Source organism: Bacillus sp. 5w2 (assembly GCF_054353775.1).
This window is the reverse complement of sequence record NZ_JBTIWT010000020.1, coordinates 60,860-80,854: the sequence shown is the minus strand read 5'-3', so window position 1 is coordinate 80,854 and position 19,995 is coordinate 60,860. Positions and strand designations below refer to the sequence as shown.

19 protein-coding genes, 1 pseudogene and 2 riboswitches are annotated in these 19,995 nt (G+C 35.6%); of the genes and pseudogenes, 14 read left to right on the top strand and 6 right to left on the bottom strand.

The window, feature by feature from the left end; all coding sequences use genetic code 11:
- Window position 1: 1 nt before the first annotated feature.
- Window positions 2–814 carry a MetQ/NlpA family ABC transporter substrate-binding protein gene (locus ACXY7N_RS25120; RefSeq protein WP_016089649.1) on the bottom strand — a complete coding sequence of 271 codons (813 nt, stop codon included), beginning with the start codon at window positions 812–814 and terminating at the stop codon, window positions 2–4.
- Between the two features lie 85 nt (window positions 815–899).
- A riboswitch (SAM riboswitch) is annotated at window positions 900–1,014 on the bottom strand.
- An 81-nt stretch (window positions 1,015–1,095) separates the two neighbouring features.
- Window positions 1,096–2,004 carry an NAD(P)-dependent alcohol dehydrogenase gene (locus ACXY7N_RS25115; protein WP_016089648.1) on the bottom strand — a complete coding sequence of 303 codons (909 nt, stop codon included), beginning with the start codon at window positions 2,002–2,004 and terminating at the stop codon, window positions 1,096–1,098.
- Window positions 2,005–2,158: 154 nt separating this feature from the next.
- Here ACXY7N_RS25115 and ACXY7N_RS25110 point away from each other — a divergent pair, with 154 nt between their 5' ends.
- The 5 genes from ACXY7N_RS25110 (at window position 2,159) to ACXY7N_RS25090 (ending at window position 8,189) form a co-directional block, all read left to right on the top strand.
- Window positions 2,159–2,923, top strand: a complete 765-nt coding sequence (locus tag ACXY7N_RS25110) for a hypothetical protein (protein WP_016089647.1) — start codon at window positions 2,159–2,161, stop codon at window positions 2,921–2,923.
- A 124-nt stretch (window positions 2,924–3,047) separates the two neighbouring features.
- Entirely contained in the window at window positions 3,048–4,484 is a 1,437-nt protein-coding gene (locus tag ACXY7N_RS25105) for an FAD-binding oxidoreductase (RefSeq protein ID WP_088083159.1), read from the top strand.
- Window positions 4,481–5,014: an MFS transporter gene (locus tag ACXY7N_RS25100; protein WP_016089645.1), complete on the top strand. Its 534-nt coding sequence runs from the start codon at window positions 4,481–4,483 to the stop codon at window positions 5,012–5,014. Before ACXY7N_RS25105 ends, ACXY7N_RS25100 begins: the two co-directional genes overlap by 4 nt.
- Window positions 5,015–5,092: 78 nt before the next feature.
- Window positions 5,093–6,811, top strand: a complete 1,719-nt coding sequence (locus ACXY7N_RS25095) for a DUF3981 domain-containing protein (protein WP_088083160.1) — start codon at window positions 5,093–5,095, stop codon at window positions 6,809–6,811.
- Window positions 6,812–6,929: 118 nt separating this feature from the next.
- Complete coding sequence (locus tag ACXY7N_RS25090; RefSeq protein ID WP_488592676.1) at window positions 6,930–8,189, top strand: multidrug effflux MFS transporter; 1,260 nt, start codon at window positions 6,930–6,932, stop codon at window positions 8,187–8,189.
- A gap of 187 nt (window positions 8,190–8,376) precedes the next feature.
- On the opposite strand, the gene tnpB is transcribed toward ACXY7N_RS25090, so the two are convergent.
- A complete protein-coding gene (gene tnpB / locus ACXY7N_RS25085) occupies window positions 8,377–9,495 on the bottom strand; it encodes an IS200/IS605 family element RNA-guided endonuclease TnpB (RefSeq protein ID WP_488592673.1) in 1,119 nt (372 codons plus the stop codon).
- A gap of 369 nt (window positions 9,496–9,864) precedes the next feature.
- On the opposite strand from tnpB, the gene ACXY7N_RS25080 reads away from it, so the two are divergent.
- Window positions 9,865–10,368, top strand: coding sequence for a hypothetical protein (locus tag ACXY7N_RS25080; RefSeq protein ID WP_488592672.1), 504 nt, complete (start codon window positions 9,865–9,867; stop codon window positions 10,366–10,368).
- 16 nt (window positions 10,369–10,384) lie between these two features.
- Here ACXY7N_RS25080 and ACXY7N_RS25075 read toward each other — a convergent pair.
- Window positions 10,385–10,557: pseudogene (locus tag ACXY7N_RS25075) on the bottom strand (DUF3951 domain-containing protein).
- Window positions 10,558–10,660: 103 nt separating this feature from the next.
- Window positions 10,661–10,766: riboswitch (SAM riboswitch) on the top strand.
- Between the two features lie 134 nt (window positions 10,767–10,900).
- On the opposite strand from ACXY7N_RS25075, the gene ACXY7N_RS25070 reads away from it, so the two are divergent.
- The 5 genes from ACXY7N_RS25070 to ACXY7N_RS25050 are packed head-to-tail and all read left to right on the top strand — an operon-like array spanning window position 10,901 to window position 16,201.
- Window positions 10,901–11,818 carry an ABC transporter permease gene (locus ACXY7N_RS25070; protein WP_375807674.1) on the top strand — a complete coding sequence of 306 codons (918 nt, stop codon included), beginning with the start codon at window positions 10,901–10,903 and terminating at the stop codon, window positions 11,816–11,818.
- Between the two features lie 17 nt (window positions 11,819–11,835).
- Window positions 11,836–12,840, top strand: coding sequence for an ABC transporter permease (locus ACXY7N_RS25065; RefSeq protein WP_488592671.1), 1,005 nt, complete (start codon window positions 11,836–11,838; stop codon window positions 12,838–12,840).
- Window positions 12,797–13,807 (top strand): ABC transporter ATP-binding protein, encoded by a 1,011-nt coding sequence (locus ACXY7N_RS25060; RefSeq protein WP_016089639.1) that lies wholly within the window; start codon window positions 12,797–12,799, stop codon window positions 13,805–13,807. The genes ACXY7N_RS25065 and ACXY7N_RS25060 overlap by 44 nt, the downstream gene beginning before the upstream one ends.
- On the top strand, window positions 13,804–14,577 hold the full coding sequence (locus tag ACXY7N_RS25055; protein WP_016089638.1) for an ABC transporter ATP-binding protein: 774 nt from the start codon (window positions 13,804–13,806) through the stop codon (window positions 14,575–14,577). The genes ACXY7N_RS25060 and ACXY7N_RS25055 overlap by 4 nt, the downstream gene beginning before the upstream one ends.
- 13 nt (window positions 14,578–14,590) lie before the next feature.
- A complete protein-coding gene (locus ACXY7N_RS25050) occupies window positions 14,591–16,201 on the top strand; it encodes a peptide ABC transporter substrate-binding protein (protein ID WP_016089637.1) in 1,611 nt (536 codons plus the stop codon).
- A 16-nt stretch (window positions 16,202–16,217) separates the two neighbouring features.
- Here the strand turns inward: ACXY7N_RS25050 and ACXY7N_RS25045 are convergent, their stop codons facing one another.
- The gene (locus tag ACXY7N_RS25045; RefSeq protein ID WP_016133452.1) at window positions 16,218–16,685 is read right to left on the bottom strand and encodes a YusW family protein; all 468 of its coding nucleotides are present in this window, start codon (window positions 16,683–16,685) and stop codon (window positions 16,218–16,220) included.
- A 172-nt stretch (window positions 16,686–16,857) separates the two neighbouring features.
- Between ACXY7N_RS25045 and ACXY7N_RS25040 the strand changes: the two genes are divergently transcribed.
- The 3 genes from ACXY7N_RS25040 to ACXY7N_RS25030 are packed head-to-tail and all read left to right on the top strand — an operon-like array spanning window position 16,858 to window position 18,307.
- Window positions 16,858–17,757: a helix-turn-helix transcriptional regulator gene (locus ACXY7N_RS25040; RefSeq protein WP_488592670.1), complete on the top strand. Its 900-nt coding sequence runs from the start codon at window positions 16,858–16,860 to the stop codon at window positions 17,755–17,757.
- 11 nt (window positions 17,758–17,768) lie between these two features.
- Window positions 17,769–17,960, top strand: coding sequence for a hypothetical protein (locus ACXY7N_RS25035; protein WP_016089634.1), 192 nt, complete (start codon window positions 17,769–17,771; stop codon window positions 17,958–17,960).
- A complete protein-coding gene (locus ACXY7N_RS25030; RefSeq protein ID WP_488592669.1) occupies window positions 17,957–18,307 on the top strand; it encodes an ABC-2 transporter permease in 351 nt (116 codons plus the stop codon). The genes ACXY7N_RS25035 and ACXY7N_RS25030 overlap by 4 nt, the downstream gene beginning before the upstream one ends.
- Window positions 18,308–18,347: 40 nt before the next feature.
- Here ACXY7N_RS25030 and ACXY7N_RS25025 read toward each other — a convergent pair whose 3' ends face one another.
- Window positions 18,348–19,988, bottom strand: a complete 1,641-nt coding sequence (locus tag ACXY7N_RS25025; RefSeq protein ID WP_016133453.1) for a peptide ABC transporter substrate-binding protein — start codon at window positions 19,986–19,988, stop codon at window positions 18,348–18,350.
- Between the last annotated feature and the right edge of the window lie 7 nt (window positions 19,989–19,995).

Below are 19,995 nucleotides of genomic sequence, written 5' to 3'. Positions count from 1 at the left end.
CCTACCAAGACGGTAAAACAGAACCATCAAATTTTTTCTCGATAAATTCTTTCACTTCTTTAGATTGATAAGCTTTCTTTAATTTATTTACAACAGCATCATCTTTATTTTCAGTACGAACAACGACCCAGTTCACATATGGTGAATCTTTTCCTTCACGGAAGATAGAATCTTTCGCAGGGCTTAATTTTGCACCTAATGCAAAGTTTGTATTAATCGCAGCTGCTTTTACTTCACTTAGTTGTGTCGGTAATTGAGATGCCTCTAATTCAACAATCTTTAAGTTTTTTGGATTTTCAATTACATCTTTCGCAGTCGCTTTTTCTGTAGCCTTTGGATCTACTTTTAAAACACCGGCTTTTTCAAATAGCTTTAAAGCTCGAAGTTCATTTGTTGGATCATTTGGTACAGCAATTGCGTCGCCCTCTTTTAAATCCTTTACATCTTTTAAGCTTTTCGAATATACACCCATAGGGAATGTTACTGTTGAAAATACTTCAGTTAATTTCATATTACGTTCAGCTTTAAATACGTCTAAATATGATTTCGTTTGATAGCTATTTACATCGAGGCTTTTTTCATCTAGGGATACGTTTGGTGCTACATAATCATTAAATACTTTTACATCAATTTCGAGACCGTCTTTTGCGGCAACTTCTTTTACCTTTTCAAAAATTTGTTCATGCGGACCGCCTGTTACACCGACAGTAATCTTTTTCTCATCTAACGCTTTTACTTCTTTATCTGAACCCCCGCTACATGCGCCTAATAATAATACCGCTCCACTTACAATGCTCAATAATACTTTTTTCATCTATAGTTCCCCCTTCATATACGTTCCAAAATAAAAAGCACCTCTCAAAAATAAGAGAGGTGCCGAATAGACAAAATAGGTTCCTCTCTTATCTTCCAAAACGAAAGCTCGTTTTGCAGGAATTAGCACCTTAGCTTATACGTCATAAGCTCGGTTGCCGGGCATCATCGGGCCAGTCCCTCCGCCACTCTTGATAAGAGTATGTGTATGTAGTTTTTTTAATATGCTACTAATAGTAAATCTTACAAAAAGAATTGTCAATGTTATTTTCTGAATATATTTTATTTTAAGGTAATCGAAACATTTCCTTTTTTATGCCCTTTTTCTACATATATATGAGCTTCAGTAATTTCTTCTAATCGGTAAGTTCTATCAATAACAGGCTTTAAATGTTCTGCTTCAGTTAGTTTTTTTAGTAGAATCATATCTTCTTTACTTACTTTTGCCATCATTCCATTCACAGATACATATTTCCCATTAGGTGTTAATGCCTTTTCACAAAGGGATTTTTTATGTTTTCCAACTGCATCAAATATAATATTGTAGCGTTCACCCCGCTTAGTAAAATCTTCTTTTGTATAATCAATTATTTTATCAGCTCCTAAAGATTGCACGAGTTCAAAATTTGAATGACTACAAACAGCCGTAACGGTCGCACCAAAATATTTAGCAAGTTGTACGGCAGCTGTTCCTACTGATCCAGAGGCACCATATATGAGCACTTGTTGTCCTTTTTTTATACGGCCCTTTCTCAGGAAATGTAATGCTGAAGTTCCGCCAAAAGAAATAACTGCCGCTTCTTCATACGTCACATTGGTAGGTTTTAATGCTATTAATCCACTTTCATGTACACATGTGTATTCGGCATAACCACCAAGGTTTAGTTCTGTTAATGCAAAAATTGGATCTCCTTTTTTAAATTGGGTTACATCTGTTCCAATTTCCTCAATTTCTCCAGCTAATTCTACGCCGAGTATAGGTTTTCTCGGTTTTCTGAAACCTAATATGATCCGCATAGGAATCCAAAATAAGAGGGGACTATTAAAGCCGCGTATTCTACAATCTCCAGTCGATACACTTGTTGCATGAATTTTAATTAATACTTCGTTCTTTTTAGGTGTAGGTTTCTCTATATTTTGAAGCTGGAGAACGTTAGGTGGTCCATATTTTGTGCAAATCATTGCTTTCATAATAACCTCCCGAATTTCGTTGTTTTTATTTACATCATATTTAAACCTTTCATCAAACATGTTGTTATTTAGAGTTGAATTTAAATAAGGACATTGGAAATCATATAGATTTAAAAGATAAAAAAGTGGTATTATTTGGTAAAGGGGGATTTTTATGAAGAAAATTATAGTAGCTTCTAGTTTATTACTTACAATTGGTTTAGGGGTAGGGTGTAGTAGTGATAAAGTATCGAAGACGGGTGAACCCAAAACGGCATCAGTAAAGAAAGAGAAGGATTTAGCCGCAAAAGATGTTTTTAATAAGGCGTATGAGAACTTAAAAAATGAAGAGTATGTAACGGTGATGCAGGATATGGATATAAAGGCTGATGGACAAGAACTGAGTATAATGAAGGCTAAAATACAAATAGAGCTGAAAACAAAGAGTTCTCGTGCTGAAATGAATGTTTCGGGTACGGATATTATCATTTATGGTGTAAATGATAAAATTGTTGGTCAAGTGAAGAATCCTAATACAGGTGAAGTTATATCTATACCAGAAGAGAAATTAAATATTAGTGGGATGAATGCAGCCAAGAGTGTGAAAGAGAATGTAGAAATCCCACCAGAAATTGTACAAAAAATGAAGATGGAAAAAAGTGGAGACAAATATAAATTAAAGGTCAGGTTAAAAGGAAAAGATGCAGAGAGTATTTTAGGTAGTATAGGTGAAACGCAGAAGAAAGCATTAGAAGCACAAAATGCAAAGGTAGAAGAGATAGATGCAGAATATATGATCACAAAAGATTTTAAATATGAATCATTAAAATTGGATATAGTTGTGAGTAGAAATAGTAAGGAGAAAGCAAAAATTATGACGGATATAAAATATACATCATATGAAAAATTTGATCCCATACAGTTGCCAGTAACGAATTAATTGATTTGAAGAGAGATGCCTAAAAGAGCAAGGGTATCTCTCTTTTTTCGTTACTAACATATTTTCTTCTTAGAAAAATATGTACAATATGTAGTGAAAGAAATTCAAACAAGGAGAGTGTCATTTGAAAAAAAGAAAGATAGTAGTTGTCATTGTAGCGTATACCGTTTTGTTAGCGGCGTCTGTACATACGTATAAAAAACAACTCGATCATCCTATGATGAGTGATGTCGGTAAATTGCTCCCGACAAAGATTAAACGTGTTGAAAGTGCTACGGATGAGCACTCGTTAATAAAATTAGTGCAAGATGCAAAAGTTTCAGGAGAGAAAATTTCGATTGCGGGTATGCAGCATAGTCAAGGCGGTCAGACGTATTATCCGAACGGTACGATGCTTGATATGAAAGGGTATAATAAAATATTAGAATTCGATGCGGAGAAGAAGAGGATTAGGGTGCAAGGCGGTGTCACCTGGAATGACATTCAAAAGAAAATCAATCCATATGGTCTTGCGGTTCAAGTGATGCAATCTCAAAATATTTTTACTGTTGGTGGTTCATTAAGTGTAAATGTACATGGGCGTGATATTCGTCATGAAGCATTGATTGATACGGTCGAATCCTTTCGACTATTAATGGCAGATGGTACTGTACGCAATGTAAGCAGAAAAGAGAATACGGAGTTATTTCCATATGTCATTGGTGGTTACGGGTTATTTGGTGTTATTTTAGATGTGACGTTAAAGTTAACGGATGATGAATTATATGAAACGCACACAAGAATGCTAGATTATAAAGAATACGCATCTTATTTCAAAGAAAAAGTGAAAAAAGATGAAAATGTTCGTATGCACTTAGCGCGTATTTCTGTTGCTCCAAACTCATTTTTAAAAGAGATGTATGTGACAGATTATACAGTGGCACAAAATCAAAATATGAGGGAAGAGTACAGTGAATTAAAGGAAGAAAATATTATAGCTGCACCGAAATTTTTGCTTGGGTTATCGCGTTATAGCGACTGGGGAAAGAATACGTTTTGGGATATACAAAGAAATTATTTTGAACGTACAGATGGAAAGTATGAGACGCGAAATAATGTTATGAGGTCAGATAGTGCTTTTATGGAATATGAAAATCCGAATAGGACAGAAGTGTTACAAGAATACTTTGTGCCCGTAGATTCTTTCACAAAATACATAGATGATTTACGTAACACATTAACTAAAGAAGAGCTGAATTTGCTCAACATTACGATTCGTTACGTGGAAAAGAATGAAAATGCAGTTTTATCCTATGCGAAAGATGATATGTTTGCACTAGTTCTTTTAATTAATCAGGGACGCTCTGAGAGAGAGATAAAGAAAACAGAAGGTGTCATTCGGAAGATGATCGATGTTACTTTAAAGCATAATGGTAGTTATTATTTACCGTATTATTCTTACCCAACGAAAGAACAGCTAAAGAAAGCATATCCTCGTATAGAAGAATTTCTTCAGAAGAAGAAGGAAGTAGATCCAGAAGAGAGATTTGTGAATTTATTTTATAGGGAGTATACGAAATGACATATAGAAGATTTGTAGCCTCACAAAGTATCATTATGATGGCGGGAAGTATGGTATTTCCCTTTTATATATTATTGCTTCGGAATGTTGGAAATAGTTTCTCACAGTTTGGTTGGGCGTATGGCTTATTTGCTTTAACTTCAGCACTTGTATATCCGTTAGTAGGAAAGATGTCTGATCGAGTAGGCGATCAAAAATTATTAATTATATATGCTTGGTCTATGGCGATATTAATGCTTTGTTTTCCGATCGCCACGGAAGTCTGGCATGTATACATTCTTCAAATTCTAATGGGTATTTTAGGGGCTGTGCAGCGTAATACGGAGAAGACATCGTTAGCACGAAAGGTTGTGCAAGAAAATGCTGGTTATGAGATTGGAAAATATCATGTGTGGACATCGATTGGAGGAGCAGTAGCAATTATTGCAACGGGATATTTAGTAGATTTCTTTACGATTGGTACCATTTTTTATATTGCATCTATCTTATATGTAGTGAGCGGAGTTGTATTAAGTAGTAAAAAAATATAAACATTCCCATTTTTACCTGTATACCCTTTATTTGTTATACTAAAGGGGAAAACAAAAGAAAAGGGGACATTGCCTTTGATGAAATTTTTAATTTTAGCTATTCTCACTTTGTTTTTAATTCCATGGACAAGAAGCGGTAGTAAACTGCGAGCAGTGGATAAGAAAGAGGCTGGGAAGGTTGTAAGGGGTAAGAAATCATCTATTTTAGTTATTCCTATTTTATTTTGGATAGGTATTGCAATCTATGAATATCTTTGGCTAATTGATGATCGAGCAGATTCGATTCTTACTCATTATTCTGTTGCAGTAGCAATTTTAATTGGGCTTGTTTTATTTTCACAAGAGAAGATAGGGAAATTAGAAGGGACATTAAAAGGACTTCTAATGTTTGTTTTACTCGCAAGTTACGGTTATTTTGGTTATTTACACGATATAGTAATCACGCAAACGAAGTATGATTCTGTTGTTAAAGTAGAGAAAGATATTTCAGAGCCATTTACTGAAAATGATCAGCCGTTTACAGTGCCGCCAAAGACAGCGGAGAATAAGATGAAAAAAGTATTTGGGGATATTCCGAAAGTAGCTTATTTTGAGCTGGGAGAATTAACACCACAAATGGTAAATGGTGAGGCTTTATATGTAGCACCGATTGAAGTTTCAGGATTTTTTAAAGCACGTAAGGCTGAGACAATTCCAGGGTATGTAACGATGTCAGGTACGAATCCTGATGCGGAAGCGAAGCTGCACCTCGGTTATAAAATGAAATATGTGCCGAGCATGTTTTTTGGTAATAAATTAGAACGTGTCGTTCGAAAAGCAGAACCGGATTTAATTTTTAAAGGGAAGCCTAAATTCGAAGTTGATGATCAAGGGAAACCGTATTATACAATGACGTATGGTGAATTTATTTCAGGAAGATCTGGATTTGAGGTAGAGGGTGTTGTAGTAGTAGATGCACAAACAGGTGAAGTGAAAAGATACGATAAAGGAAAAGCGCCTAAATTTGTTGATGGTGTGTTAAATCACGAGACCGCATCTACATTAAATACGTATTTTGGTAAATATATTCATGGATTTTGGAATACAAAATTCTCGCAAACGGATATGAAGATTCCGACTGAGTGGGGAACGAAAGAAGGAGTTACACCAATCTTCGGTAAGGATGGAACGCTATATTACTTTACTGATTTCACCTCTCCGAAAGAAGGAGTAGATTCTGCGTTAGGTTACTCGCTTATCGATGCGCGTACAGGTAAGTTGTATTACTATAACGGAAAAGAAGTAAAGGGAATTATGGATGGTTCAGCTGCTTCGGAAGTAGTGGATAATTCTTTTAAGAGAGAGAAATGGCACGGAACGATGCCGGTTATTTATAACGTGTATGGTAAACCTTCTTGGATTGTACCTGTTATTGATGACGGAGGATTAGTACGTGCTCACACGGTTATCTATGCTTCTAATGCGAAAATATTTGCAACAGGTTCGACACAAAAAGAAGCGCTTGAGAATTATAAAAATGCGTTGAGTGGAAGTGGAGATTCATTTAGACCGACTTCAAGTGGTAAAGAAGCACAAAAAGAAGGTACTGTACAACGTGTATATAAAGAAAAATCAGGTGAAAATACGATTGTGTACGTACTATTAGAAAATGAGCAAAAAGTATTTATGGTACCAGCGAAGAAATTCCCATATGCAATGTTTACAGAAGTAGGGGATCCAATCCAAATCACATATTTAGACACAGGAGAAACAATGGCATCTGTATCTAAATTTGCAAATAGTAATTTGAAAAAGTAAAGCGATAGAAATTCTATCGCTTTTTTTTACAGTATAAAACAGGAAAATGCACTATACTTGACGTATGTTTATGTTGTAACTATAATTGTTACGATTTAGTATGTATCGGAAAGGGTGAATTGAAAAAGTGAATGAAGTTAATCACGAAATATATAAACCTGTAAAGATGAACAGGTTATGGATGATTCTTGTACTAGGGACACTTACGGCGATCGGGCCATTATCTATTGATATGTATTTGCCTTCGTTACCGAAATTAACAGATGATTTACAAACGGGTGCATCCCTTGCGCAGCTTACATTGACAGCTTGTTTGCTTGGGCTATCAGTAGGACAGTTGTTTGTCGGTTCAATTAGTGATATTTACGGAAGGCGCAAACCTCTTATTATTGCTCTTATTATTTATGTTGCTTCTTCGTTACTTTGTGCTATTGCGCCATCTATTTGGAGTTTAGTGTTATTACGCTTCTTACAAGGAGCTTCAGGGTCAGCTGGGATTGTTATATCACGTGCAATGGTACGTGACATGTATTCAGGTTCTGAAATGACGAAGTTTTTCTCACTGCTCATGTTAGTAAACGGAGCGGCGCCTATTTTGGCACCGATTATTGGAGGACAATTGCTACAATTTACAACATGGCGCGGTGTCTTCATCGTTCTTGGAGCAATTAGTGTATTCATGTTAATATCAGCTACTTTCGTATTACGTGAAACATTACCTCCCGAAGAAAGAGAAACAGGTGGTTTGTCAGGGACATTGGCGACGTACGGAAAACTGTTAAAGGATCGTTTGTTTATGGGATATGCATTGTCACAAGGACTAGTAACAGCGGCAATGTTTGCTTACATTTCAGGCTCACCATTTGTATTGCAGAACATATACGGAGCATCCCCGCAGCAATTTAGCTTATTCTTTGCGATCAACGGTATCGGTATTATTATTGCTAGTCAGGTTACGGGCCGTTTAGCAGGGAAAGTGAATGAGAAAACATTATTCGTTTCCGGTATTATTCTCGCAGCTGTTGGTGGCTTATCTTTATTACTGACAATCGTACTAGGAATAGGTTTAATTGGTGTTTTATGTTCATTATTCCTTGTTGTATCAAGTGTTGGGATTGTCTCAACAACTGGGTTCTCGTTAGCGATGAGAAATCAGAAACAAGCTGCAGGAACAGCATCGGCCCTATTAGGATTATTACAGTTTATTTCAGGAGCACTTGTTGCACCGTTAGTAGGTATTGGTGGAAGCAACACCGCATTACCGATGGGTGTTGTAATAGCTCTTTGTGAAATTGGTGCTGTGTTATGTTATCTATTTATGGCCAGAAGAAGTGAGAAGCAGTTTGAACTGCAACAAAGACAAAATTTAGAGGCTTAATTTATAAAAAAGAGCTGATTCAAACATGTGTTGAATCAGCTTTTTTTTTCATTTCTTTGAAATAATTTATACAGTGTTGTAAGGTGATGCAAAAGTTATTTGCTTGAACTACTCACCACTTAACGTCCTTACGGACTGTTTGAAGTGGGAGATTCCTAAGTACAGAAGCCTAGTGGCTTCTAATTCATTAGGCTATCCCCGTAGTTCCTACGGTTAGAAGCCTTAAAGCTTCATTTTTAAGATTGATACTTGCGTTAATATCTCTGTCGTGATGACTATTGCACTCAGGACAATCCCATTCACGAAGATTTAGATTCTTAACGTCTTTATTTTGATACCCACAACAAGAACATAATTGGCTTGAAGCAAATGTTTTGGATACCGGAATGACTTGTTTTCCATACCATTTTGCCTTGTATTCTAGCAACGTTCTAAATTGTGACCAAGATACTTCACTAATCGCTTTTGCTAACTTATGATTTTTTAACATATTCGATACTTGTAAATCTTCTATACCGATAACATCGTGGTTTTTGATGATTTCAGTTGAGATTTTGTCCAAGTAATCTTTTCTAGCATTAGCTATGTATTCATGAATTCTAGCTACCCTTACTCGTTGTTTATTCCAGCGAGAAGATCCTTTCATTCTTCTAGAAAGAACACGCTGTGCTTTTGCCAACTTCTCTTCCAATGAGCGAAAAAATTTAGGGTTTTTATAGGTTGTTCCATCTGACAAAATGGCGAAATCTTTTAACCCTACATCCATTCCAATATAAGAATGTGTTTTCGGAAGTTCTTGCACTTCTGTTTCAACTAACAAGGACACAAAGTATTTACCAGAAGGGTTCCGTCTAACCGTAGCATTTAAAATACGTCCCTTTACTTCACGACTTTTGGCAAATCGAACAAGAACTAGTTTCGGCAATTTCATTTTGTTTCCCACAACAACAATGTTTTCATTTGTTTGTTTTGTGGTATAAAATTGTACGTTGTTCTTTTTAGATTTGAAACGCGGGGCACTGTTTTGTTTTTTAAAAAAGCGTGTGTAAGCATCCGCAAGGTTGCGAACAGACGATTGAATAGCAATACTATCCACTTCTTTTAGCCAAACAAACTCTTTCTTCATGGCAGGAAGTTTGGCAGAGCATGTACCATATGTCAAACCCTTTCCTGTTTCTTTGTATGCATTATCCCATAGAGATAGGAAGTGATTGAATACAAAACGAGAACAACCAATTGTTTTATTAATCAGGATCGCTTGTGCTTTATTTGGATAGATACGAAATTTATACGCTTTATTAATCATCCTTCGTTTCACCTCCATTTCGATATATGTCTATTATATACCAAACATACATTCGATTGATAGTGAAGTGATTATTACAAATTTCCTGGTAATACTTTACATATGTCGAACGATTAAGATGACTTCCTGTCATCTCTTGTTCGAAGCCAATTCATCTCCCACCTACTCGCTGGGCTACGTCCTTCACGATCCTTGAGGAAGGAGTCTTCTTGGCTAAATTGATAAAGTGACGATACTGTGACAAAAATGTTGGTGTGTATATTAAGATATCGTCTTAAGTGTAAAAAGTAGGGTGTTCTCGGTATAATAACAAGTGGAGATAAAATAAACTATAATGAGTAATAGCTGTAGATAAAAGGAGAAGAAGAGATGAAGAAGGTTTTGGGTATTGCTGTAATGGGAAGTATGCTCCTTCTAGCAGGGTGTAATGGAAATAAAGATACGAAAGAACCGAAAGAAAAGGTAGAGCAATCTACTGAACAAAAAGAAGAGATAAAAGAATACCTTGCAGTACATGAAAAATACGATATAAAAATAAATAAAGAAATTAATAAAGCACTGCAGTTATTTGAAGTAGCAAAAGAAAAGGGCGGTAAGGAAATAACGAATGCTACATATAAAGAGGATGTGCAAAAGGTAACAACGAGCATGTTAGAAGATATCGATAATATACGTAAAGAAATTCGTGTTCCAAAGTCGAAAGAGCAAGAACATGAGATATACGCTGGTTTCTTGAATGAATCGGAACAAGCGATGAAAAAATTACAGAAGCTAGCTAAAGAAGAAGACTCATCATTGATTCGTGATATAGAAATTAATTTTGCAACAGCATCGACATACTATAAACGTTTTCAAGCAGAAACGAAAAAATAACCTTGCACATGCAAGGTTATTTTTTCTTCTTACCGTCTTCATCTTCATCCTTGGATACCAATACTTGCTGCTCTTCATGAAATATAGAAATGGTTTGCCAGGTAATAGTATCGAATGGATTATAAAAAGTTTGTAGAAGCCAAGGATGACAAGTATAACGATTGTTAATGGTAATTCCGATAAAAGAATTAAAAACTGATTTTTCTAAATATATCCAATTTGATTGACTTTTCATTTTTTCAGAATTATAATTCGAAATATACAATTTGAACCAAATAATAATATAGCAATTTACTTATCCAGAGAGGTAGAGGGACTGGCCCTATGACACCTCAGCAGCGGGTTCTGTAACAGGAACACCGTGCTAATTCCAGCAAGCAAGTCTTGAAAGATAAGTGATGGGCCTTCGTTTATTAAGCCTTGATCTTATTTTTTAAGATCAAGGCTTTTTGTATTTTAAGAAGCAAAGAAGTAATGGGAATAAATATGTAAATAAAACAAAGTAAATTTATTTGTTTAGGGGGTTATTGAAGTGTATGTTATTAAAAAACTATCGGTTATGGTGTTCACACTATGGGTCATTACGACAGTAACATTTTTGATTATGCATATCATTCCTGGGGATCCATTTTCATCAGATGCGAAAATCTTCCCAGAGGAAGTAATACAAAATATGAGGGCGAAGTATCACCTCGATGAACCGTTATGGAATCAATATGTCGCTTATTTAGATGGTGTAGTTCATTTTGACTTTGGTGAATCCGTTCAATCGACGGGACAAGGTGTATCAGAGATTATAACGACAGGATTTGGTCCATCAGCAATTATCGGCTTACAAGCACTTATTATTTCATTGTTAGTCGGAATTGCAGCAGGTACATTTGCTGCCCTGCATCACGGCAAAGTAATTGATTATAGTGTGAGCTTACTTGCAATTCTCGGTATTTCTATTCCAAGTTTTATTTTAGCACCACTATTTATACAAGTATTTGCTATACAGTTTGAACTGTTACCTGTTGCTTCTTGGGGTACATTCGAACATACAGTATTGCCATCCTTCGCATTAGCATTAGGGCCAATCGCGGTTATTACAAGATTTGTTCGCTCTAATATGATTGAAGTTTTGCAGAGTGATTATATTAAGCTAGCGAGAGCGAAAGGCATACCAATTAAGAAAATTATTATAAGACATGCTCTTCGAAATGCGATTGTGCCAGTACTTACATTTGTTGGACCATTAATGGCTGGACTGTTAACAGGGACTTTCGTTATTGAAAAAATATTTTCCATTCCTGGTCTTGGAAAATATTTTGTAGATAGTATTTTTAACCGGGATTATCCGGTCATTATGGGAACAACCATTTTCTATAGTGCGCTATTAATTGCATGTATTTTTATTACAGATATTATTCATCGTATTGTTGATCCACGTATTCGTTCTATTACGTAAGGAGGGGGGACATTTAAATGGGAGCTTATAAAATCAATAACCAGTTATTAACGAATGAAGAGAAAAAAGAATTAACGATAAATAAAGAGCAGCAAACGATTAGCCGAAAGAAGGAAGTGTTTCGCAAGTTTATATCAAACCCTATAGCGGTTTTAGGGGCAGTGACGTTATTACTAATTATTATTTTCTCACTAATTGGCGAAAGTTTAACATCATTTACTGCGAGTGAACAAGTGAAAGAAGCAACTAATTTACCTCCTAGTAGGGACCATTGGTTTGGAACCGATGATTTAGGAAGAGACATATGGGCGCGTACTTGGGCTGGTGGGAAAATCTCACTAACAGTTGGATTGGTAGCAGCAGCTCTAGACATAGGGATTGGTGTACTAATCGGAGGTTTTAGCGGATATGTAAGAGGGCGTAATCGTCTTGGAACGTTAATTGATGAGTGGATTATACGAGGGATTGAAGTATTATATGGTATCCCATATCTATTAATTGTTATTTTGCTATTAATTGTTATGAAACCAGGTCTTTTTACTATTATTATTGCCCTTGCATTAACAGGGTGGATTGGAATGGCTCGTCTTATTCGAGCGCAAGTACTGTCTTTAAAACAAAGAGAATTTGTTATCGCAGCAGAGCGGTTAGGTACGTCTCATATGAAAATTATATATGGACATTTAATTCCAAACTTAACAGGGATTATTATCGTAAATTTATCATTTACAATTCCGGCAGCTATTTTCTCAGAATCATTTTTAAGCTTTATCGGACTCGGAGTGCAATCACCAGCGGCTAGCTGGGGAACGATGACGAACGATGCACTTGGGACATTACTAAGCGGAGAGTGGTGGCAGCTATTCTTCCCGGCAATCATGATTGCACTCATCATGTTCGCATTTAATGCTATTGGTGATGGTTTGCAAGATGCAATTGATCCGAAAATCGTAAAACGGAATCGAAAGGAGAAAAAACATGGGACAGCTCTTATCTTTAGAAAACGTAACGTTAGCCGTTGAAAAAGAGAATAGTAAGCAAGCGATTGTGAAACATGTTTCCTTTTCTATTAACAAAGGTGAAATAGTGGCATTGGTAGGGGAGAGTGGTTCAGGAAAAAGCGTTACAGCGCAATCTATTATCGGCTTAAATCAAGAATCCATTCGTATCGATGGTGGAAATGTATCTTTCCAATCAAAGGAATTAACGAATTTACAAGAATCAGAATGGAATCAAATTCGCGGGAAAGATATTTCCTTTATCTTTCAAGATCCGCTTTCATCTTTAAATCCGACGATGAAGGTGGGAAGGCAAATTACAGAAGTGATTTTGCAACACGAAAAGAAATCGAAAAAAGAGGCAAAAAAAATTGCAATTAACCTATTAAATGATTTAGGAATACATGAAGCAGAGAAACGTTTTGAACAGTACCCACATCAATTAAGTGGCGGTATGAGGCAACGTATTTGTTTAGCAATTGCGTTTGCTTGTCATCCAAAGCTTGTTATTGCAGACGAGCCAACAACAGCGTTAGATGTAACGATTCAAAAACAAATTATGGGATTATTAAAAGAGCGGAAAGAAAAACAAAATACGAGCATTTTATTAATCACACACGACTTGGCGCTTGTACGTGAAGTAGCTGACCGGGTGGTAGTTATGTACGGTGGACGTGTTGTTGAAAAAGGGACGATACAGGAAGTAATAGGTTCTCCTAAACATCCATATACGAAAAGCTTATTACAAGCAATTCCGAATATGGATGATTCAGAAAAAGTATTACGTGCAATAGAAGGAACGACACCTTCCATTGAAACATTAAATAGCTTTGGTTGTCCCTTTGTTAATCGTTGCCCAGTAGCAATAAAAGAATGCATTCATCGCTTCCCAGAGAGAACAACATATTCTGAGGAGCATAGTTCTCATTGTTGGCAGCATGTTCTAGAGCATAACCAAGCGAAATCAAAAGAGAAGGTGAATGCTTCATGACGACAGATTTAATTACGGTAAAGCAAGTAAAGAAAACGTATGGAAGTAAAAACAAAGAAATCACAGCTTTAAAAGATATATCTCTTTCTATCCCGAAAGGAACAACGCTTGGCATTATTGGAGAAAGCGGTTCTGGAAAAACAACACTCGGTAAGCTTATAGCTGGGATCGAGAAACCAACGTCTGGTGAAATTGATTATAACGGTCAAGTTGTTCACAAGTTGAAGGCAGCTCATAAGCGTGATTTCTTACAGAAAGTGCAGTTCATTTTTCAAGATTCCACAGCGGCATTAAATCCGCGCTGGAAAGTACGCGATAGCGTAACAGAAGGCTATATTTCATTTGGTTTAGGCGATAAAGGATTGAAAGATAAAGTCGCGGGTGATGCGCTAGAGCGTGTTGGGTTAGATAGACGATATATTGATCGTTACCCGCATGAATTTAGCGGAGGGCAACGTCAACGTATTGCTATTGCAAGAGCTTTATTATGTGAGCCAGAAGTATTGATTCTGGATGAACCAATTTCAGCATTAGATGTTTCACTTCAAATCCAAATTGTGCACTTGCTGCAAAAGATTCAAAAGGAACAAGGCTATACATATTTATTTATCGCGCATGATTTACCGATGGTTCACTATTTATGTGAAAAAGTGGCTGTCTTATATAAAGGAGAACTTGTTGAATTTGGAGATACGGATGAAGTATTCCGTAATCCACAACATTCTTATACAAAAACATTATTAGCATCAACACCAAAAATTTCAGGGTAAAGGGGAATGTAAGATGAAGAAGTTTTTACTGTTTGTCATTATGACCGTTTTAGCAATTACTTCTGTCGCTTGCGGTAAGAAAGAGACGCAAAAGGCAAGTGCTGGTAAGGGAGGAGGAGATCGATTAGTAACGAATATTGGTAGCGATCCATATACACTTGATTCCGCTATTGCAACAGATAGCACGTCAGGTTATGTAATTGGACATTTATTCTCAAGTTTATATACGCAAGATAGTGATGGGAAATATCAAAATGAATTAGCAGAGAAAGAAGAAGTAAATACTGATGGAACTGAATATACAATTCATTTAAAGAAAGATATTAAATGGTCAGATGGTTCTGCTATTACAGCAAATGACTTTGAATTTGCATGGAAGCGATTATTAAATCCAAAAACAGGTTCTATGAATGCGACAGAAATGTATTTTATTAAAGGTGCAGAGGCATATAATACTGGAAAAGGTGAAGAAGGCCAAGTGGGTATTCAAGTTGTTGATCCTCAAACATTAAAGGTAACACTAGAGCACCCAGTGTCTTCTATTAAACAAAAATTAGCAAGTTCATTATTTATTCCATTATCTAAAAAATCAATTGATGATAATAATAAATTAAAAACAGATCCAAAAGAGTTAATTACGAACGGACCATTCACGTTAAAAGAATGGAAGCATAACCAAGCAATTACAGTACAAAAAAATAAAGAATACTATGATAAAAAGGTAACATTAAAAGAAATTGAGTTTCGTATTATTCCAGACTCTAAAACAGCGTACCAATTATACAAATCAAAAGAATTAGATTTACTAAGTGGTTTACCACAAGAGATGATTGAGAAAGAAAAAGGAAATAAAGAATATAAGCGTGTTGCAGGATTTTCATCTTATATTTATTCGTTTAACGTAGAAAAAGAGCCATTCACAAATGCGAAAGTACGTAAAGCATTCTCATTAGCAGTTGATCGCAAGTTTATCGTGGAAAAACTCTATAAAAACAATGCACAAGAAGCAAATGCATTCGTTCCAGAAGGAGCAAAAACACAAAGTGGCCGTGATTTCCGTAAAGAAAAAGGTGGTTACGTTAAATTTGATCCAGCAGAAGCGAAAAAATTACTAGAAGAAGGTATGAAAGAACAAGGCTGGTCTACATTACCTGAAGTAACATTAAAATTCACTACAGATACACAACATAAAAAAGTAGCAGAAGCAATGCAAGAAATGTTTAAGAAAAATCTAGGCGTAGATATTAAATTAGAAAATAAAGAGTGGAAGAGTTACATCGACACATATAAGCAAAGTGATTTCCAATTAGCTTATATGGGATGGGGCGGCTCTCTATTAGATCCAATTACTAAACTAGATCTATATGCAGGTGATGGTCCGAATAACTATGCAAAATGGCATAATAAAGAATTTGATGCTTTAGTAAAAGAAGCAGAAGTTGAACAAGATGAAGATAAGCGCTTTGACTTACTGCATAAAGCAGAAGATATTATGTTTACAGATTCACCATTAATTCCGGTTATATTCCCTTCTGATTCCTATTTACAAAAAGAATCAGTATCTGGACTGCAATATTATGTTGGATCTAAGCCAGATTTAAGATATGCAAAAATAAAGAAGTAGGCAACCGCCTACTTCTTTATTTTATTTCTCTTTTATATTCTTTTTTCGTTCCATCAGAGAAGACAACTTCTAAATCGAATTTTTGGTAGTCTTTATCAAGTTTGAACACGTTCACTATTTGATCGATTACTTCTTGGTCAGGAGTATCTTTATCAAATTTTAATTCTTTTAGAAGTGGGCTTAATTTTGTGATAGCCTCGTCTCCTGTTAATTTTACATCTGCTTTATGATCTTCAATTTTTGCTTCCATTTTTTTATCAGCTGCTACGTTTTTATAGTCTGCTTCGTAGTCTTTCTTTGTATCTTGGTAGTCTGCCTTTAAATCGAATTCATTGAAGTTTAGTTTTAAATCAGCAGGAGCTTCATTCTTCGCCTCTTCTGTAGTCTTTTTATTAGAAGTTGTGTCTTCTTTTGCAGGAGCTTTACATCCTGTTAATGCAGGTACTAGCATAAGAGCTAATAAAACTGATAGTAAAATTCTCATTATAAATTCCTCCTTATGTAAATTCGTTCTATACAAGTTTTTCCCAAAAACATGTAATTATGTATGTGCTAAAAATAAATTATTATTCTGTAGCTACAAGGGCTAATCCGCAATTTAAATCAAAAATAATTTGTATGTATATGGTAAATTGAAGTTGTGAGGGGGTACTAAAATGCATGAAGAATATAAAGAGATGATGAAAAAAGCAATTGAATATATAGAGGAGCATTTACATGAGGAGCTTACAACAGAAAAAGTGGCATCTCACATTGCAGTATCGATGTACCATTTTCATCGTATTTTTCAAAGTTATATTGGGATGAGTGTCACGGATTATATTCGAAAGAGAAGGTTAACTCATGCTGCGCAGATTTTAGTGTCAACTGAGAGAGCAGTTATTGATATTGCAGTGCAATACGGTTTTTCCTCACAAGAGGCATTTACGAGAGCTTTTAAAAGAATGTTCCAATTGCCACCAAAGAAATATCGAAAGTATTTCCAATCATTTTATATAGAAAGAGAGGGTGTTTCAATGCAAAAAGGTATACCGAAAGGATGGATCTTAAGTGGAAGTCATCCTGCTGAATATGAGATGGGTTTAGATTATGAAGTTGTCCATCAAGGGAAAGTATCTGCATACATAAAAGCAAAAGAGAATGTTACGCACGGAGGATTTTCAACATTAATGCAAATGTTCCGAGCGGATAAATATGTAGGAAAGAGATTACGTTTTACAGCATTTGTTAAGAGTGAAAACGTAAGAGATTGGGCAGGATTGTGGATGCGAGTAGACGGAAAAGATACAGAACCGCTCGCTATGGATAACATGCAAAATCGTCCAATTAAAAATACGAATAACTGGCAATCGTACTCGGTTGTATTAGATATAAAAGAAGAAGCACTTGGTATTGCATTTGGTGTTTTATTATCAGGAGAAGGTTGTGTGTGGCTAGATAGTATTCGATTTGATGAAGTGGATGGAAAAATTCCTTCAACAGATTTGGCTGAAAACTTTTATGAAACACTCCTAGAAGAGCCGGTAAATCTGCAATTTGAAGAGATAGAAAAGTAAGGAGAAAAGGTATGTTCAAATATGTAAAACTAATAAGCATTAGTTTAGTAGTATCTTCTTGTATTATGGGGATTAACTATTTGATTAGCTATCTTTGGTCAGGGCATATACCTTCTTTGACGTGGAAAATATATTTGATGTTTTTATTTATATTTATGATGAGTTTTAGTTCAATGCAAAAAGAAGGGGAAGAGGATTATTGACAATAGTCTTCTTCGCTTTTCTTTCATTAACACAAATGTTCATAACTGTTTTCGGAAATGCAGGTATGATCTTTAATATAATTTCACTATCGTTACAACTTGTAAGTTCGGGTGTAATCGTACCACATGAGATGCTTTCTAAAACATATCAAACAATCGGCGAATTATTTCCCGCAACATATGCAGCAAATGGCTATTATACAATAATATTCGGAGGAGTTAGTTTAGAGAGAAATATTATTTCATTATTAGTTATTGTATTGGTTACACAATCAGTAGCAGTGATGACTTTAGCGATAAAAGGAATGGTAAAGGGAAGAAGAAGCTCTGTAGTTAAAGAAGCATAAAATAAAAAGGTATCCTTCTTGGGATACCTTTTTTACTTTATTATTTTGCAACTTCTGTCCACTTGTAGTTAAACTCACCGCCGAAGTCAGTTGTTACAAGTCCTTTAATAAATCCGCGTTGTAAGTAAGAACGACCTTGTTGGTATAAAGGAGCGACAGCACCGTCTTGTAATAGGATTTTTTCAGCTTGCTTCATTGCTTCCCAGCGTGCTTTTTCATCACCGGCTAAATCTGTTTTTACTTTATGAATTAGCTCATCATACTCTTTATTAGAGTATTTATCGAAGTTGTAAGCACTATCTGTTGTAAATAAATCTAAGAATGTAATTGGATCAGCGAAGTCAGGGCCCCAGCCATCGATTCCGATTTCATAATCACCACTTAATAGTAGTTTTAACTGTTGTTTACGTGGTTGTGGTTTTAAATTCACTGTTAAGCCATCTAAGTTCTTTTCTAGTTCACCTTTTAAATATTCACCAGTCTTTTTAGCTAAAGCATTATCACTAGTTAATAGTTCGATTGTTACTTTGTCAGTACCAAGTTCTTGCTTCGCTTTTTTCCAGTTTTCTTTCGCTGTTTTCACATCATCTTTGACTAGATTTCCATTTTCTTTACGGAAGTCATTGCCTTCTGGACTCTTTGCGAATTTCGCAGGAACCATTCCTTCAGCTGGAACAGCGCCGTTATTTAAAATTGTTTCTACGTATGCCTTTTTATTCATTGCGCCGTTAATAGCAAGGCGTGCATGTTGATTTTTTAATGTTTCATTTTTTTGATTGAGTCGTAAAAATTGAATGCCAACTTCAGCTCGTTCTTTGAAGTTTGGATCGCTCTTATATTTATCAACAAACTCCGCATTCAAAGCAACACGATCAATTTGTCCTGAATCATATAAGTTAACTTCTGTAGATTTATCCTTAACGACATTGAAGTTGATTTCTTCTAATTTTACCGTTTTAGCATCCCAATAGTTAGGATTCTTTTTCAATTGGAAGCTTTGTTCATGTTTCCAGTTATCTAATGTGAAAGCACCGTTGTAAATTAAATGATTTGTTTCTAAACCGTATTTATCACCTTGAGATTTTAAGTACTCTTCATTAATTGGTAAGAATGTTGAGAATGTCGTTAAGTTTAAGAAGTAGGGAACAGGACGATCTAGTTGTACTTCTAAAGTTTTGTCATCAAGAGCTTTAATACCTAATTGATCAACCGGTAATTGTTTTTGGTTTATTTGTTTCGCATTCTTTATATCGAAGAATAAGAATGCATATTCAGCTGCGGTATCAGGATTTACGGCACGTTGCCAAGCGAAGACGAAATCTTTTGCTGTAACAGGAGTACCGTTTGACCATTTTGAATCACGCAGGTGGAATGTATATTTTGTTTTATCGGGACTAACGTCAACCGACTCAGCAACACCCGGAATCGGTTTATTATCTTCTCCCATTGCATATAAACCTTCAAAAACATTTCGCATTACGTTCATGGATTCACCATCCGTTGCTTTTGCAACATCCATTGTTGGAATTTCTGAAGCGAATGATAAGTTAATGGCCTGTTTATCAGGTGCTTTATCATTTGCTTTCGCTCCGCTTGCATTATCTTTATTTCCCCCGCAAGCAGTTAGTAATAGACTTGCCCCTAAAACAGATGCAACAACAGGTACAACTTTTTTCTTCATTGTTCGT

Coding starts and splice junctions, on each gene's coding strand:
- ACXY7N_RS25050 (WP_016089637.1), top strand. CDS start 14,591: ATGAAGAAGTTTTTACTGTTTGTCATTATGACCGTTTTAGCAATTACT.
- ACXY7N_RS25100 (WP_016089645.1), top strand. CDS start 4,481: ATGACATATAGAAGATTTGTAGCCTCACAAAGTATCATTATGATGGCG.
- ACXY7N_RS25115 (WP_016089648.1), bottom strand. CDS start 2,004: ATGAAAGCAATGATTTGCACAAAATATGGACCACCTAACGTTCTCCAG.
- ACXY7N_RS25045 (WP_016133452.1), bottom strand. CDS start 16,685: ATGAGAATTTTACTATCAGTTTTATTAGCTCTTATGCTAGTACCTGCA.
- ACXY7N_RS25040 (WP_488592670.1), top strand. CDS start 16,858: ATGCATGAAGAATATAAAGAGATGATGAAAAAAGCAATTGAATATATA.
- ACXY7N_RS25060 (WP_016089639.1), top strand. CDS start 12,797: ATGGGACAGCTCTTATCTTTAGAAAACGTAACGTTAGCCGTTGAAAAA.
- ACXY7N_RS25055 (WP_016089638.1), top strand. CDS start 13,804: ATGACGACAGATTTAATTACGGTAAAGCAAGTAAAGAAAACGTATGGA.
- ACXY7N_RS25095 (WP_088083160.1), top strand. CDS start 5,093: ATGAAATTTTTAATTTTAGCTATTCTCACTTTGTTTTTAATTCCATGG.
- ACXY7N_RS25080 (WP_488592672.1), top strand. CDS start 9,865: ATGAAGAAGGTTTTGGGTATTGCTGTAATGGGAAGTATGCTCCTTCTA.
- ACXY7N_RS25120 (WP_016089649.1), bottom strand. CDS start 814: ATGAAAAAAGTATTATTGAGCATTGTAAGTGGAGCGGTATTATTATTA.
- ACXY7N_RS25065 (WP_488592671.1), top strand. CDS start 11,836: ATGGGAGCTTATAAAATCAATAACCAGTTATTAACGAATGAAGAGAAA.
- ACXY7N_RS25025 (WP_016133453.1), bottom strand. CDS start 19,988: ATGAAGAAAAAAGTTGTACCTGTTGTTGCATCTGTTTTAGGGGCAAGT.
- ACXY7N_RS25110 (WP_016089647.1), top strand. CDS start 2,159: ATGAAGAAAATTATAGTAGCTTCTAGTTTATTACTTACAATTGGTTTA.
- tnpB (WP_488592673.1), bottom strand. CDS start 9,495: ATGATTAATAAAGCGTATAAATTTCGTATCTATCCAAATAAAGCACAA.
- ACXY7N_RS25035 (WP_016089634.1), top strand. CDS start 17,769: ATGTTCAAATATGTAAAACTAATAAGCATTAGTTTAGTAGTATCTTCT.